The organism is Mesorhizobium sp. PAMC28654, from assembly GCF_020616515.1.
In the GTDB taxonomy this organism is placed as follows: Bacteria; Pseudomonadota; Alphaproteobacteria; order Rhizobiales; family Rhizobiaceae; genus Mesorhizobium.
This window is the reverse complement of the sequence record NZ_CP085135.1, coordinates 6,363,852-6,378,752: the sequence shown is the minus strand read 5'-3', so window position 1 is coordinate 6,378,752 and position 14,901 is coordinate 6,363,852. Positions and strand designations below refer to the sequence as shown.

Sequence of the window (14,901 nt, the reverse complement as noted above, 5' to 3'; positions counted from 1 at the left end):
AGAGTCCATGCCAATGACCCCCAGCTCCGCAACCGTTCTTGTCGTCGAGGATGAGGCTTTCCTGCTGTTTGCCATCGCCGACGAATTGCGCGAAGCAGGATTCAGCGTGTTTGAAGCCAGCAACGCCGACCAGGCCATCATGCTTCTGGAAACACATCAGCACATCAGCATCCTGTTCACCGACATCGACATGCCGGGCTCGATGGATGGTTTGCGCCTTTCGGCGGCTGTCCGCGATCGCTGGCCGCCGGTCAAGATCATCGTCACCTCCGGCAAGCGCAGGCCCGACAGTGGCGCCCTGCCCGATGGCGGCGTCTTCCTGCCGAAGCCCTACGCGCCCGAGAAGGTGGCAGCGACCATTCGCGAGTTGATTTCATAGGTCAGTCCGACGCGGAAGTTTCCATGTAAAACAACACGATGGATTCCGGCCCGGAATCATTTTGGCAACGTCGGACCACACATCGGCTCGTCAGTCCGAAGCCTTTCCTAAAGTATCCGCCACCACCGCCCCGCGTTCGCCCATCGGCAGCGGTGGACCGGTCGTCGAGTCCAATGCCGTCTGATGCTCCATTTCCGCATTGATGGCGGCGCCGGAGATCAGGATGATCACCGAAATCCATGTCCACATCATCAGGCCGATGACCGCGCCAAGCGAGCCATAGGTCACGTTGTAATTGGCGAAATGCCGCAGGTAGAACGAAAACATCCAGGAAGCGGCGATCCAGACCACCGTCGCAATCAGCGCGCCCCAGCTCAACCAGCGCCACTTCGCCTTTTGCCGGCTCGGCCCGAAGCGATAGAGCAAGGATATGCCGGTGACGATGGCCACCAGCAGGATGGGCCAGCGAGCAGCCGTGATCAGCGTCTCCTTCCAGGCATCAAGATACAGATAAGCGAGCAGCGCCGGAACCACGCCCACCATCAGGAAGAGCAGGATACCGGCGATCAAGGTGCCGATGGTGAAGGTGATCGACATCAGGTTGAGCTTGAGGAAGCTGCGCTTCTCGCGCTCCTCATAGGCGATGTTCATCGCATCGAACAACGCCTTCATGCCGCTGTTGGCGCTCCACAGCGCAATGGCCAGGCCGACGAAGAAGCCGGTGCCCAGCGCGCCGGTGTTCTGTTTGGCCAGGGCCTGCAATTGCTGGCGTATGAGATCGAGCCCGGCCGATGGCAGCAGGCTTCCGAGATACGCCACATGATCGGCGATGGTCGTCGGGTCCGCGACAAATCCGTAAAGGGAAACAAAAGCGGCCAGCGCCGGAAACAACGCGAGCAGCAAATAGAAGGTCGCACCGGCCGCGACAAGCAGCACGCGGTCCTTGTTGAACTCTTCCCACAGCCGCCAGCCTATGTCTTTCCAACCGAGCGCCGGAATATCGGATGGCCAGGCGGCATCCCGGCCCCGATCGCCCTCCTCCGTGGCCAGCACGACCTTGCTGTTCTGCTTCGACCGCGCGGCGCGACGCTGGGCGTCGTCGTCGATGATCGACTTTGGCTTGCCCGATGATTTCGATGAAGTTGCCATTATGGTCCCGAAGCCCTGCCCTTCCTGCAATGAGCCAGGTTGGCTTCCGGTTCCATCGGGAGCGGAGCACGTTGCGAACAAAGCATAAACGATGCTTGATGGGCGATGACCCTCCCCGCGCGTGATTCGACCTTGCAGCCCGCCTATCTTGCCAAGCTGAACGACCAGCAGCGCCTGGCCGTGGAGCATGGCGACGGACGCATCGCCGGGCCGTTGCTGGTGATCGCCGGCGCCGGTTCCGGCAAGACCAGCACGCTGGCGCACCGCGTCGCTCACCTCATCGTGAGGGGCGCCGACCCACGGCGCATCCTCTTGATGACGTTTTCGCGCCGCGCCGCGTCCGAGATGGCCAAGCGGGTCGAGCGTATCGCTGGCGAGGTGCTTGGCCGCGATGCCGCTGTCATCACCGATGCGCTGACCTGGGCCGGGACCTTTCACGGCATCGGCGCCAGGCTGCTGCGCGACTATGCGCTGGAGATCGGGCTCGACCCCGCCTTCACCATCCACGACCGCGAGGATTCCGCTGACCTGATGAATGGCGCGGCACGACCTTGGCTTGTCGAAGACCGAGGCGCGCTTCCCGACCAAGGGCACATGCCTCGCCATCTATTCGCGGGCCGTCAACGCGCAGGCGCCGTTGAATGAAGTCCTGGGCGCGGTGTTTCCCTGGTGCTCCGGCTGGGCCGAGGAGTTGAAGCAGCTCTTCGCGGCCTATGTCGAGGCCAAGCAAGCGCAGAACGTGCTCGACTACGACGACCTCCTGCTCTACTGGGCGCAGATGGCGGACGAGCCGGAAATTGCCGGCCATCTCAGCGAGCGATTCGACCATGTGCTGGTCGACGAATATCAGGACACGAACCGCTTGCAGGCGTCGATCCTGCTGGCGCTCAAGCCGGATGGCGCCGGTTTGACGGTGGTTGGCGACGACGCGCAGTCGATCTATTCGTTTCGCGCCGCCGAAGTCCGCAACATCCTCGATTTCCCAAAACAGTTCGCCAAGCCAGCCGAAATCGTCCTGCTGGAACGCAACTACCGTTCCACGCAAACCATCCTGGCCGCCGCCAATGCGGTGATCGACGGGGCGTCCGAGCGCTTCACCAAGAACCTGTGGTCCGACCGCAAATCGCTGCGCAAGCCGGAACTGGTCACCGTTCGCGACGAGGCGGACCAGGCGAACTATGTCTGCCAGGCGATCCTGGCCGAGCGTGAGGCCGGCACGGCATTGAAGTCGCAGGCGGTGCTGTTTCGCGCCTCCCACCACAGCGGCCCGCTGGAGATCGAACTGACCCGCCGCAACATTCCCTTCGTCAAGTTCGGCGGCCTCAAGTTCCTCGATGCCGCCCACGTCAAGGATGTGCTGGCGGTGCTGCGCTTCGCGGAGAACCCGCGCGATCGTGTCGCCGGCTTTCGCGTCCTGCAGCTTCTGCCGGGTATCGGGCCGTCCGCCGCAACGACGATCGTGGAGAGCATGGCGACGGCGCTCGACGAGACGATGGGGCTGGCGCGCTACCGGCCGCCACAGCGAGCCGCCGATGACTGGCCGGGCTTCGTCGACATGTTCTCGCTGCTTCGCACCGGATCCGGAAAATGGCCGGCGGACCTCGAACAGGTGCGGCTGTGGTACGAACCGCATCTGGAACGCATGCACGAGGATGCCACGACGCGCCGCGCCGACCTGCTGCAACTCGAACAGATCGCCTCCGGCTATGCCTCGCGCGAGCGCTTCCTCACCGAACTGACGCTCGATCCGCCGGACGCGACCAGCGACCAGGCCGGCCCGCCGCATCTCGACGAGGATTACCTGATCCTGTCGACCATCCATTCGGCCAAGGGCCAGGAGTGGAAGAACGTCTTCGTGCTCAACACCGTCGACGGCTGCATCCCGATCGACCTCGGCGTCGGCAGCAAGGATGAGATCGACGAGGAGCGCCGGCTGCTCTACGTGGCGATGACGCGCGCCAAGGACGGCTTGCAGATGGTCATGCCGCAACGCTTCTTCGTCCATGGCCAGGCGGCACGCGGCGACCGCCATGTCTACGCTTCGCGCACACGGTTTATCCCGGCCTCTATCCTCGGCGCCTTCGAGCAGACGACGTGGCCGATCGCCCAGCTTGCGGAAGGCAGGTCGCCGCGACCCGAGATTCGTGTCGATATCGGTGCGCGCATGCGCGGCATGTGGAAATAGGCCGCCGGTGCAGGAACGTTTCTCGACCGAACTCGTTCACCTGCTCGGCAGCCCGAATGAACAATGCAGACGGAAGCGCCATGCGCCGCTGGACGGACTTTCCGAGATCGGGTTATCGCGCGGCGTTGGGATGACGGAGGCAGGAAGTGACAACGGACCGGCAGGAACGCATTCGCAAAAGAGCGCACCAGATATGGATCGACGAAGGAAAGCCCTTTGAGCAACATGAGCGCCACTGGGAGCAGGCAATAGCTGATATCAACAAGGAAGACGCCAACGGTTCGGGCGTGCATTCCGGAGCGGCGAGCGCGGGCGCCACCGAACAGGTGGCCGGCGCTGGCCCCGCACTGGCGGAGCACTCCAAGGATGCTGCCAAGCCGGCCGGACGAAAGCCGAAACGCGCCGACAAATAAGGCGCTCAGCACCAGCAACCGGATTGATGGACCCCGCGTCTCCAACTCGGATGGTCAGGGAGGAATGATGCGCAAAGAACTGTCGGACATCCGCAAGGCCCTGAAGAGCGACGTTCGCACCGAACAGCAAGCCAGTAAACTGGGCCAAGGTGGCGGCGGCCGCTCTCAATCCAGAGGCCACGGCAACCGGGGAGAAGCTGGAAGAGGCGTTTCGCCTCATACCGATCGCCGATCAACTGCGTGGCGAGAGTAAGGCTGCTCGCGCCTCCGCGATCGAGCTGCTGGACCAGGCCGAGACAGAGGCGACCCACAAGAAAAAGTAGCCCGGTCAGAACAGGGCCGACTTAAGAAAAGGTAATGCTTTAACAACGAGATACCATTTCATCCTGAATCGATGGCAAAGGCATGGGAACCTCCGGGCGCACCGAGCGTTCTTGAGCGTCCCGAACTCCAATCGTGGACGCCATTTCCGGAAATTTCTCCGACAATCCCAGGAGCCCATTCATGCACGAGAAGCTGTTTCATTCGCCCGTCGCGATAACTGTTGGTCTCGGCTTCAAGCGCGAGATCGCCTCGCTGACCGAGATGCATGATTTCCTGACCGAATGGTCGACGTCGCGCCGTGGGCCGCTCTATCAGAACGCGGTCAAGGCCTGCGATCTCGCGGTCCCCGGCTACCTCACCACGCAACAAGCGCGCCGTGCCTTGGTTGCCTTTGCCGAAGCTGCTGGCATTCTGTGGCCAGATGTCGAGCCGGCGCTCGCGACGCACGCCGTCGCGCGCGCCTATGGCGGCTTCGCCGCGTAATTCGCCATGCGAGGCTGGCCACAAGTGTAGGTTCTTCAGTAAGCAGACACCGCATCCAGCAAAAGCCCGCGTCGAGGCATCGAAGCGGGCTTTTTGGTGCCATGCTGATATATCGTCTCCTCCCCAAACCTGGCGACAAGCCGCAACTCAATCGGGAGAATGATCCTTTCGGCGTGCCACCCGTTTTGGCTTGGTCGGTTCCGGTTCTGGCTCCGGCTCGGCTTGCCGCGCCGCAAGACGAAGCGCCCTTAGCCGGGCGGTCTTCTGTTCGCGCGCCGCGCGCTCGGCCTCGATCACGATCTGGGATTCGCGCTTGGCCCTTTCATCGCGCTGGGTATCGACCTTCGCGCGATTCATCTGTTCAATTCCAGAAAAGCGTCGAAGCGGACAATTCGGCCCCGGGCAACAGCCAATTCCGCCACCAGATCGATGAGTTCACGGTCAGACAGGTCGCAGTCCGGCATCACCGTTCTCAATGCAAGCAAAGCGTGCCGCATCGATATCGGGCTGGCCGTCGTCTTTCGACTGTCGACATATTGTTCCGCGACCTGCCTTACGCTTTGACCCGGTGTCACCGCCATCTCAGCCACCTCCTCATCTCCCGAGCATGCGACAAGGAGAGAAGAGCGGCGCTATCAAATGATAGGCGCAAGGGATTTTCCGGCGCAAAGGCTTCACCTGATCCAACCGGAGTCCAGCGTCAGCGACGCCTCGAAGATATTGCGACCGCTTTCGTCTCTTACCTTGACCGTTATTTCCGTCCGGTCGCCTTCGAACATCTCGTCGCGCAGAACGTCCGGAAGGATCCGGATCGCCTCGCGCCGCAGGCGCGCGCGCGTCTCGAAAACCTGCCCCTCGTCATCAACAGTCAGGCCGTCGCCGTGGTAGAGATCGAGGTAATATCGAGGCATGGTTCCGGTACACATGGATTGAAGTTGCGACCCTGCTTGAGACGTTCAATTTCCTCCCGCGCAAGTTGTTCCATTGGCCGTGGTATTTGCCGGCCAATAAGCGCACCCTAACAAATGTTAATGCCCGTCACCGCCCGAAGGCCTAGACGTTCGCGAAGCCGCCCCTTGCTTCCAACAGAACCCTTGGCGATCGGCTCTAAAGCCCTGTTGCTGGAGGATCGCGGTGCTAGAATCCCTGTATCTCAATCTCGGCCAGCACGATGAGCTTTCCGATGCCGAAAAGGCATTGCTGGCCGGCGCCATGTCATCGGAAAAGCATTTTGCGATCGGCCAGGACATCGTCGCGTCCGGATCGCGCCCGACCTACAGCACCTTGATCCTCGATGGGCTCGCGGCACGCTACAAGGTGCTGGAGGATGGTGGCCGCCAGTTCACCTCGCTGCAGGTGCCCGGCGACTTCGTCGACCTCCATGCCTTCCTGCTCAAAACCATGGATCACGGCATTGTCGCTCTTTCGCCATGCCATGTGATTTTTTCCGACCACAGCAAACTTCGCGCCATCACCGAGGAAGCTCCTCACCTGACCCGGCTCCTGTGGCTCGACACGCTGGTCGACGGCGCTATCCACCGCGAATGGATCGTGGCTATGGGCCGGCGATCGAAGACCGGGCATCTCGCACATCTTGTCTGCGAACTTTTCGTGCGCCTCCAGGTCGTCAAGCGCACCAACGGCATGAGTTTTCATCTGCCGTTGTCGCAGGCCGAACTGGCCGATGTCCTCGGCCTGTCCGTCGTTCACATGAACCGCGTCATCGGCGCGCTGCGCAAGGTTGGCGTGATCAGCTGGTCGAACCACACCGTGACCATTCTGGACTGGCATCGGCTGCAGGAAATCGCGGAGTTCGACCCGACCTATCTCAGCATGATGCGTGAGCCGCGCTGAAATGGACCGCGGCTCGTTAGGCCTCTGTACCAAAACCTATGTCTTTTGACGCACAGTGACAATTCGGGGCTGCTCGGTTAGCTTGCCGCCAAAATACGGTCAGAAAGCGCCTAAGTGCCCCACGACTTCCAAGCTGACATCGACGCGATCGCACGCATCGATGCTATTCCCACTATTCTGGACGTTGTCAGCCGAACGACCGGCATGGGGTTTGTCGCGGTCGCCCGCGTTACCGATGCCCGCTGGATCGCCTGCAGCGTGCTCGACAAGATCGACTTCGGCCTGAAACCCGGCGGGGAGCTGCCGGTCGAGACGACCATCTGCGACGAGATCCGGCAAAGCCACGAAGCCGTGGCCATCGACAGTGTTGCCGATGACGGCGTCTATTGCGGCCACCTCACACCGGCACGATATGGCTTCCAGAGTTATATATCGGTGCCCATCATGCGCCGTGACGGCTCCTTCTTCGGCACGCTCTGCGCCATCGACCCGAGGCCCGCGCAGCTGAAGAATCCCGAGACCATTAGCATGTTCCGGCTCTTCGCCGATCTGATCGCCACCCATCTGGATTCGGCCGAGCGGCTGGACAGGGCCGAAACCGAAGCCACCCAGCAGCGCTCACAGAAGGAATTGCGCGAGCAGTTCATCGCCGTTCTCGGCCACGACCTGCGCAATCCGCTGGCCTCGATCGCCGCAGGCGTGAAGATGCTGAAGCGCCGGCCGGACGAGGCCAAGACCGAGCACCTGCTTGCCCTGATGGAAGGCAGTGTCGTCAGGATGAGCAGCCTGATCGACAATGTGCTGGATTTCGCCCGCAGCCGGATGGGTTCGAAGCTCATCTTGCGGGAACCCGATCTGCGGCCGGTCGGGCCTGTGCTCGACCAGATCGTCGACGAATTGCGCTCCGTTCATCCGGGCCGCCACATCGAAACCGATTTCGATGTGGCGCAAGCCTTCTCGGCCGACCATTCGCGGCTGGCAAGGCTGTTCTCGAACCTCCTGGGCAATGCGCTCGTGCACGGTGTCGACGCGCGGCCGGTGCGGATAAGCGCATCGACGGCGCAGGGTCGTTTCGTGTTTTCGGTGGCCAATTCCGGCAGGCCCATCCCGCGGGAAATCATCGACAATCTCTTCCAGCCCTTCGTGCGCGGCAAGGGCCGGGAGCAGCAAGGCCTCGGCCTTGGCCTCTATATCGCTTCGGAGATCGCCAAGATGCATGGCGGCACGCTGGAGGCGGCGTCCAACGACGACGAAACCCGCATGACGTTCACCATGCCGATCGAACGCTGACTATGGGCGAACAATTCGCTCGATGATGCTGTCTTCGACGTCACTAAGGCCAGTCAATTCATGGATCAGCCCTCTTGCATGATCCCAAGCCTGGGCTTCCCCTGTGAGCCCTTCGCTTACAGCTGTGCGAAATGCCTTGCGCAATATCTCGAAGTCAAAAGCTGAAATATGGCCGTCCGCGCCACTGTCTTTCATCGCATCATCCCGGAAGGGCGGGAGTACGATGTACACTTCTCAAGCGCCAGCGCCCGTTCGATGGCTGGCGACGATGTAACCTATGCCTATCTTCACCACTTAGCGAGTCGGAACCGAAAGCGTCGGTAACAGTTGGGAACGACAGGAGTTTTTCCGATGTCCAACCAACCGGAAGCGAACCCGTCGGGTCTGATCGATACGTTGCGCCGGACCTGGCACAGCCTGCGCGCCATCCGACGGGATGTATCCGATGGCGGCCACATCGAGACCATGAGCGATATCGATTCGCTGGTTGGCATGGCGCAGCAGGAGGCGGAACATCAGTTGCAGGCGCAGGGATTCCTACCGGGCGCGTCGGTCGAAACTTCCGAATCGGCGTCAGACGAAAGCCCGCCACCTCCCCCCGAGGCAGCGGGCCCTTCGAGCGACCGGTGAGGGCATCCGGAAAACCGGCCGCAACGATCGACAGCCATGGTGGATCGCACTGCGGTCCACGCATCGTCATTCAAATTTGACATACCGAAAGCAGAAAACCGCCGATTTCGGCCACGGAACGAAAGGGTTGGTCGGATGTTATTTTAGCTGAGGGACAAATAGTGCACGGCAGGCGTGCGACCCCAGCAGACAGAGCCAGACATGCCGCAATCGCCGACGACCGCAGCAGCAGGGACACCGGCCTCCGTAAAACAGCCCGAAACGTCAAAACTTTTGAAGATTCTCGGGCCGGGCCTGATCACAGGCGCATCGGACGACGACCCCAGCGGGATCGCTACCTACTCACAGGTCGGCGCGCAGTTCGGCTACGGCATGGGTTGGGTCATGCTGTTCAGTTGGCCGCTGATGTGCGCTATCCAGGAGATCAGCGCGCGGATCGGCCGGGTCACCGGACAGGGAATTGCGGGCAATCTCAAAAAACACTATCCGGCGAGTGTCGGGGTCTCGATCGTCTCGCTCCTCGTTATCGCCAACATCATCAACATCGGCGCTGACCTCGGCGCGATGGGCGCGGCGCTGAAGCTGATCGTCGGTGGGCCGGCTCTGCTTTACGTGGCGCTGTTTGGCCTGGTGACAGTCCTGCTCGAGGTCTACTCCCGCTATTCGCGCTATGTGTCCGTACTCAAATGGATGACGCTGTCGCTTTTCGCCTATGTCGGCATAGTCTTCGTGGTGAAAGTCCCTTGGGCGACGGTCGGTTACAATCTCGTCGTTCCGCACATCAAGTTCGATGCCCCTTACATCACCGCCGTGGTCGCCATTCTAGGCACGACGATCAGTCCCTATCTGTTCTTCTGGCAGGCTGGTGAGGAGGTCGAGCAGGTCCGCGAGGACGCCGACAAGCAACCGCTCAAAGGGGCTCCCGATCAGGCAAAGCCCGAGTTCAACCGCATCCGCATCGACACCTATATCGGCATGGCGCTCTCCAACGCGGTGGCGCTGTTCATCATCATAACCACCGCAGCGACACTGAACGCCCATGGCGTCACCGATATCCAGACGTCGTCCCAGGCGGCCGAGGCGCTGCGCCCGATTGCCGGTCCCCTCGCCTTCTTCATCTTCGCGCTCGGCATCATCGGCACCGGCCTGCTGGCGCTCCCGGTCCTGGCAGGGTCCTCAGCCTATGCGCTGGGTGAAACCTTCGGCTGGAATGTCGGGCTGGCGCGCAAGCCTGGCCTGGCCAAGGCCTTTTATGGCTCGATTGCCGTGGCCACGCTGATCGGTGTCGGCCTGAATTTCAGTCCCATCGATCCGATCAAGGCGCTGTTCTGGAGCGCGGTCATCAATGGCGTGGTGGCCGTTCCGGTGATGGGCATCATGATGCTCCTTTCCAGCAAGCCCGCCGCGATGGGCGATTTTCAGCTGCATATTGGCCTGAAGGTCGTCGGCTGGTTGGCGACGGCGGTGATGGGGATCGCAGCGATCGGACTGTTCGCCACCTGGGGCTCCTGATCCAGTTTTCGCCACGCGCCGTGCTGGCATGAACGACTTGTCTTAGCGCAAGTCGCCTCATTCACCTTATTATGTCTCGGGGATTCAATCCGCGACATGCGCCCCGCAATCCTGTAATGCTCGGAGCGAGAGGGCCAACCGCCTCAAGATTGGCTTCAAGCCCATGTTCTACCCCATCGCGAATGTCGAAGACGCGCAGACGCTGGCGCAGGCCATCGTCAATACGATTGCCGAACCGTTTCTGGTCCTCGACGAAAAGTTCCGCGTGCTGGAAGCCAGCCGCTCGTTCTACAGCACCTTCAAGGTCGACCCAGAACAGACGCGCGGCTCCCTGCTTTACGCTCTGGCGACGGCCAATGGGACATCCCTGCACTTCGCGTATTGCTGGAGACGATCATCCCCGAGAAGACCGCCATGGACGGCTTCGAGGTCGAGCATGATTTCCCGCAGATCGGCCGCCGCATCATGCTGCTCAACGCCCGCAAGGTGCTCTACGATCACAGTTCAGCCATCACAATCCTTCTCGCTTTCAACGACATAACCGCCCGGCGCATCATCGAGAAGGAAAAGGCAGAGCTGCTCAGCCGTACCGAAGAGCTGCTTCACCAGAAGGATGTGCTGCTTCGCGAAATGGAGCACCGGGTCGCCAATAGCCTGCAGATCATCGCCAGCATACTGTTGCTGAAGGCCCGTTCCGTCACCTCGGAGGAAACGCGTCAGCACCTCAAGGATGCGCATCAGCGTGTGATGTCGGTCGCCGAGGTACAGCGTCATCTTCACACCGCGTCGGGTGTCGACGAGATCGATGTCGGATCCTATTTTTCGAAACTGTGCAGCAGCCTGGCATCGTCCATGGTCGGTGAAGCCCAGCCGATCACAGTCACTGTGACCGCCGAAGGCGGCCGGATGGATTCACAACGGGCTGTCAGCCTGGGGCTGATTGTCACCGAGCTCGTCCTCAATGCGATCAAATATGCCTTCCCCAAGGAGAAGGCCGGCGCCCGCATCCAGGTGACCTACGAGACCGCCGGCAGCGACTGGAAACTGACGGTTTCTGACAATGGCGTCGGGAAAATCGCCAACGATGTGCCAAGCACGGGTCTTGGAACGGCAATCGTCGAAGCGCTGGTGAAGCAGTTGGAAGCCAAGGTGGACATGATAAGCGACACCAATGGCACCAGCGTGTCCATCACCAGGGCGACGTTCACTTCAAAGGTACCGCGGGCAGCCTAGCGCACGCCGGACCCGGATAGAGCTCCGGGCAAGGGTCATGCGGCGACGGCAACATATGATGCCTGTCTTCCGGAGATCGTCTCGATCCGTATCTGATAGAAAAGATGGTTCCCCGAAACAGTCGGGGTAGCGCCCGGCTTGAAGGCGCCCGGCTCCCACCAGTTCGCGTGCTGTGCCAGCAGCGACCATGCAAATTCACGGTCGTGATCCCCCGCCGGAGCCTGCTCCACTGCGGGAGCCGTCTGGTCCTGGGCCGGCCCTTTCGGCAGTTCCTCGAATACGCCTTCGACGACCACGCTCTTCCAGCCATGGACGCTGCCGACATCATCGACCTGGAGACAGACGCGAGGATTGTCACGCATCCACTCGACCTTCCTGCCGGGCAGCGAGAAGCTGAAGATGAAATTGTCGCCGAAGGCAAAATGAATCGGTACCACATAAGGGCGGTTATCCCTGACACAGGCCAGCCGGCCAAGCCGCGCCGATTTGAGCAAGGCAATACAGTCCTGACGCGTCATGTCCTTGACGTTCATCGCGATCCTTCTTTCCGTTCAGTTTTTCAAATCGATCCGCCGAATGGCCTGAACAGCCTCCGCTTCGGCAACGCCGATCAATGCATCAAGCCCCTGGATGGCCTCGATATGGCCGCGCGCCGCCACAATCTTGCGCATGGCACGCAGACCGTCTCGAATTTCGCAGAGCGTGGTCCGAAGCGTAAGGGGCATGAGCAGCCTTCCGGACCTCAACGATGTCGAGGGCGAGCCGGTTCCGTCCGCACCGAAAGCAAAAGCCCGCCCGGCGAAGCCGGAGCGGGCCTTGGGAGAAGGACACGAGGTGGGACCCTTGTCCTCTTTTTTCCACAGGGGGGTTTGTGGACCGCGTCCATTTTACAGAACTTGCCGGCCGAATGCATTTCCAGTTAGCCGGTCCTGCATCACGTTTTCCGCGCTCATTCATCACGTTCCGGTGAGAACACGCGCGGTTTACGCTCGCCCCACGCCTTCAGCCCGATCGTGCCGACTGGGCTGAATCGCAATCGCCCCGACCTGCCAGAACCGGGGCGATCAGGACCGGGACGATTGCCCATGTCGGTCCGTGGACTGTGCTTGCTAAATTCGCCCGAGAACGACCAGCACGATGATGATGAGCAGCACAAGGCCGAGTCCGCCGCCGCCATAGTAGCCGGTGCCGTAGAATGGACCGCCGCCAAGGCCGCTGAAGCCACCCAACAGCGCAATGACCAGAATGATGATGAGTATGGTTCCTAAGCCCATGGTTTTCCCGCTCCTGTATGCGCTTCCGCGCCGATTTCAACATCGCGGCCATTCGCGTGTTGCTGGAAATGTCAACGCCTGGAAGGCGTTAGCGTTCCCTCGCGAGCGACAACGGATTTCGCATGAGCGTTATTTCCGTCTCGGCGGAGACTTGCCTCAAAGCTCAAAAAGCCCGCCACGCGTGGCGGGCTTTCCGACTGCCGGGAGAATGCATCCAAAGCCTCACGGCTGGTTCGACACTTTCGTTCCCGGCGCTCCTGGTCTTTCAGCGCCACGCGTCGTCCGAGACGCGCAAAGGACGCCGATCATGCGCTAGAGCAGAATCTGATCATTCCGGCTCATATCCTGTTGCGGCGAAGTAGTTGGCGCACTCGGTTGGTGTGAAGCAAGGCAGTGCGGCGCTGATGGTATCCCACAATTCCGCGACGGTTCGTGCGGCGGCTTTGCGTAGAATCGATTTCAGCTTGGAAAAGGCGTTCTCGATCGGGTTGAAGTCGGGGGAATAGGGCGGGAGGAACATCATCCTTGCGCCGGTTGCTTCGATCGCCACACGGGCGGCTGCGCTTTTGTGCGCCGGCAGGTTGTCGAGGATCACGACATCGTCGGGCCGCAGCGTCGGCACGAGAACCTGCTCGACATAGGCGACAAACCATTCGCCAGTCATCGGGCCGTCCAGGACCATTGGCGCGGTCATGCCAGTGAGGCGCAGGGCGCCGGTGAACGTCGTCGTCTTCCAATGGCCATGCGGGATTGGCGATCGGCACCGCATCCCGCGCTTCGTGCGCCCCCGCAGTCGAGCCATCTTTGTCGAGGCTCCGGTCTCGTCGATGAAGACCAGATGCTCGGGATCAAGATCGGGCTGGGCGTCGAACCAGGCGTTTCGTCGCGCCGCCACGTCTGGCCGCTCCTGCTCGCTGGCGTGCGCCGTTTTTTTTTGAAGGTCATGGAGTGACGATCGAGAAACCGCCAGATCGTGCTCGTCGCAAACGACGCGCCATGCTCCTGTCGCAGCAACTCGGCGAGTTCGACCAGCGTGATGTCCACCCGCCTCTCGATCGCCGCCAGGATGATGTCGCGATACGCTTCAACGCGGTGGGACCGCCTGTCGCCGCCCTGCGGCTTTGCGCAGGTGGCTCCGGTCTCGCGCCATTCCCGGACCCAACGCACCGAGCTTGCCGCCGCCACGCCAAATCGCGCCGCTGCCGCCCGTCGCGACAGGCCGCCATCAACCGCTGCGACCACCCGAGCCCGCAAATCTTCCGATAAGGATTTCGCCATGCCATGCCGGCCTCCGAATCCAGCAGATATGCTGAATCAGATTTCCAATCCCAACGAAACCCCTATCGATTCTATCCGCTCGGATTTTGCTCTAGCGACGCGCGATCAGCAGGCACAGCTGCCGCAAGTCGCGGTCATACACGCCGGAATCGCTCAACACATCGGCGCAACGCTTTTTCATGCGCGCAACCTGGCTATCCGACATCTGGGCGACGACAGTAGTAAGTCGACCCGGAGTTCCGGGTGCGCTAGGCGTTCCGGGGGCGCCAGGATCTGTTCCGACGCCAACGCCAACGCCAACGCCGACACCATTGCCGACGCCGACACCCGCGCCGACGCCGATACCGCCTGCGCCGCCGACATCAGCACCCAGTCCCGCGCTAACGCCGCCTGTGCCGCCGACATTTGCCCCGGCGCCGGCATTGACGCCATTGGCACCGCCAACGGAGGCTCCTACACCTGCATTGATACCACCGCTGCCGCCAACCGACGCACCAACGCCGGCATTGATGCCACCGCTACCGCCGACCGACGCACCAACGCCTACACCAAGCCCTGCCGCGCTGACGGGCATCGAAAGCATGAAGATAACAGCACCACCTGCCAACCCACTGGTGATTGTTTTGATTGTAAAGGTCATAACATTCTCCCTGTTGTAGTTGCGCATAACAGCCGGTACATCGCCGGTTGCACTATGGAAGTACGTACAAGGGAGCCATTCGGTTTCCGAGACGGTCCGCCATCCGCTTGAGATGGTATTAAAAGATAAAATCATGCTCTTAACAGAAGATAATAATTTTCTAAAAACATTGTTTATTTTCACATGCTTATAGCCATCCTTAATCTCCCTTCACCGATACTGCGATATATTCAGAATTATCGAAAATGCAACTGACA

Annotated in this window: 18 protein-coding genes and 2 pseudogenes; 10 read left to right on the top strand and 10 right to left on the bottom strand. The window is 61.1% G+C overall.

The window, feature by feature from the left end:
• Window positions 1-13 precede the first annotated feature (13 nt).
• Window positions 14-379 (top strand): response regulator, encoded by a 366-nt coding sequence (locus tag LGH82_RS31660; protein WP_227346454.1) that lies wholly within the window; start codon window positions 14-16, stop codon window positions 377-379.
• A gap of 90 nt (window positions 380-469) precedes the next feature.
• On the opposite strand, the gene LGH82_RS31655 is transcribed toward LGH82_RS31660, so the two are convergent.
• Window positions 470-1,528 carry a YihY/virulence factor BrkB family protein gene (locus LGH82_RS31655; RefSeq protein WP_227346453.1) on the bottom strand — a complete coding sequence of 353 codons (1,059 nt, stop codon included), beginning with the start codon at window positions 1,526-1,528 and terminating at the stop codon, window positions 470-472.
• Window positions 1,529-1,633: 105 nt separating this feature from the next.
• Between LGH82_RS31655 and LGH82_RS31650 the strand changes: the two are divergent.
• The 4 genes and pseudogenes from LGH82_RS31650 to LGH82_RS31635 all read left to right on the top strand — a co-directional run bounded on the left by LGH82_RS31650 (window position 1,634) and on the right by LGH82_RS31635 (window position 4,933).
• Window positions 1,634-3,713, top strand: a pseudogene (locus tag LGH82_RS31650) (ATP-dependent helicase).
• 146 nt (window positions 3,714-3,859) lie between these two features.
• Window positions 3,860-4,126 carry a DUF2934 domain-containing protein gene (locus tag LGH82_RS31645; protein ID WP_227346452.1) on the top strand — a complete coding sequence of 89 codons (267 nt, stop codon included), beginning with the start codon at window positions 3,860-3,862 and terminating at the stop codon, window positions 4,124-4,126.
• A gap of 149 nt (window positions 4,127-4,275) precedes the next feature.
• The gene (locus LGH82_RS31640) at window positions 4,276-4,449 is read left to right on the top strand and encodes a hypothetical protein (RefSeq protein ID WP_227346451.1); all 174 of its coding nucleotides are present in this window, start codon (window positions 4,276-4,278) and stop codon (window positions 4,447-4,449) included.
• Window positions 4,450-4,630: 181 nt separating this feature from the next.
• Complete coding sequence (locus LGH82_RS31635; RefSeq protein ID WP_227346450.1) at window positions 4,631-4,933, top strand: DUF982 domain-containing protein; 303 nt, start codon at window positions 4,631-4,633, stop codon at window positions 4,931-4,933.
• Window positions 4,934-5,080: 147 nt separating this feature from the next.
• On the opposite strand, the gene LGH82_RS31630 is transcribed toward LGH82_RS31635, so the two are convergent.
• The 3 genes from LGH82_RS31630 to LGH82_RS31620 all read right to left on the bottom strand — a co-directional run bounded on the left by LGH82_RS31630 (window position 5,081) and on the right by LGH82_RS31620 (window position 5,844).
• Window positions 5,081-5,290, bottom strand: coding sequence for a hypothetical protein (locus tag LGH82_RS31630; RefSeq protein ID WP_227346449.1), 210 nt, complete (start codon window positions 5,288-5,290; stop codon window positions 5,081-5,083).
• Window positions 5,287-5,523, bottom strand: coding sequence for a hypothetical protein (locus LGH82_RS31625; RefSeq protein ID WP_227346448.1), 237 nt, complete (start codon window positions 5,521-5,523; stop codon window positions 5,287-5,289). Before LGH82_RS31625 ends, LGH82_RS31630 begins: the two co-directional genes overlap by 4 nt.
• Window positions 5,524-5,607: 84 nt before the next feature.
• Complete coding sequence (locus tag LGH82_RS31620) at window positions 5,608-5,844, bottom strand: DUF6894 family protein (protein ID WP_227346447.1); 237 nt, start codon at window positions 5,842-5,844, stop codon at window positions 5,608-5,610.
• Window positions 5,845-6,067: 223 nt separating this feature from the next.
• Between LGH82_RS31620 and LGH82_RS31615 the strand changes: the two genes are divergently transcribed.
• Both LGH82_RS31615 and LGH82_RS31610 read left to right on the top strand, forming a co-directional pair.
• On the top strand, window positions 6,068-6,787 hold the full coding sequence (locus tag LGH82_RS31615) for a Crp/Fnr family transcriptional regulator (RefSeq protein WP_227346446.1): 720 nt from the start codon (window positions 6,068-6,070) through the stop codon (window positions 6,785-6,787).
• 114 nt (window positions 6,788-6,901) lie between these two features.
• Entirely contained in the window at window positions 6,902-8,077 is a 1,176-nt protein-coding gene (locus LGH82_RS31610) for a GAF domain-containing sensor histidine kinase (protein WP_227346445.1), read from the top strand.
• Here the strand turns inward: LGH82_RS31610 and LGH82_RS31605 are convergent, their stop codons facing one another.
• Window positions 8,078-8,272, bottom strand: a complete 195-nt coding sequence (locus LGH82_RS31605) for a hypothetical protein (protein ID WP_227346443.1) — start codon at window positions 8,270-8,272, stop codon at window positions 8,078-8,080. It lies immediately after the preceding gene.
• 156 nt (window positions 8,273-8,428) lie between these two features.
• On the opposite strand from LGH82_RS31605, the gene LGH82_RS31600 reads away from it, so the two are divergent.
• The 3 genes and pseudogenes from LGH82_RS31600 (at window position 8,429) to LGH82_RS31590 (ending at window position 11,452) form a co-directional block, all read left to right on the top strand.
• Window positions 8,429-8,707 (top strand): hypothetical protein, encoded by a 279-nt coding sequence (locus LGH82_RS31600; protein WP_227346442.1) that lies wholly within the window; start codon window positions 8,429-8,431, stop codon window positions 8,705-8,707.
• A 201-nt stretch (window positions 8,708-8,908) separates the two neighbouring features.
• Window positions 8,909-10,219: an NRAMP family divalent metal transporter gene (locus tag LGH82_RS31595; protein WP_227346441.1), complete on the top strand. Its 1,311-nt coding sequence runs from the start codon at window positions 8,909-8,911 to the stop codon at window positions 10,217-10,219.
• A gap of 163 nt (window positions 10,220-10,382) precedes the next feature.
• Window positions 10,383-11,452: pseudogene (locus LGH82_RS31590) on the top strand (sensor histidine kinase).
• Window positions 11,453-11,487: 35 nt separating this feature from the next.
• On the opposite strand, the gene LGH82_RS31585 reads toward LGH82_RS31590, so the two are convergent.
• From LGH82_RS31585 to LGH82_RS31565, 5 genes are all read right to left on the bottom strand, one after another.
• On the bottom strand, window positions 11,488-11,985 hold the full coding sequence (locus LGH82_RS31585; RefSeq protein WP_227346439.1) for a pyridoxamine 5'-phosphate oxidase family protein: 498 nt from the start codon (window positions 11,983-11,985) through the stop codon (window positions 11,488-11,490).
• 18 nt (window positions 11,986-12,003) lie between these two features.
• Window positions 12,004-12,177 (bottom strand): hypothetical protein, encoded by a 174-nt coding sequence (locus tag LGH82_RS31580; protein ID WP_227346438.1) that lies wholly within the window; start codon window positions 12,175-12,177, stop codon window positions 12,004-12,006.
• Window positions 12,178-12,561: 384 nt separating this feature from the next.
• A complete protein-coding gene (locus LGH82_RS31575) occupies window positions 12,562-12,726 on the bottom strand; it encodes a DUF3309 family protein (protein WP_227346437.1) in 165 nt (54 codons plus the stop codon).
• A gap of 328 nt (window positions 12,727-13,054) precedes the next feature.
• Window positions 13,055-14,004, bottom strand: a protein-coding gene (locus tag LGH82_RS31570; protein WP_227343924.1) for an IS630 family transposase whose coding sequence is annotated in 2 segments (ribosomal slippage) — window positions 13,055-13,662 and window positions 13,662-14,004 — 951 coding nt in all. Because the reading frame shifts where the segments join, the coding sequence is not laid out codon by codon here.
• Between the two features lie 91 nt (window positions 14,005-14,095).
• Window positions 14,096-14,827: a hypothetical protein gene (locus tag LGH82_RS31565; protein ID WP_227346436.1), complete on the bottom strand. Its 732-nt coding sequence runs from the start codon at window positions 14,825-14,827 to the stop codon at window positions 14,096-14,098.
• Between the last annotated feature and the right edge of the window lie 74 nt (window positions 14,828-14,901).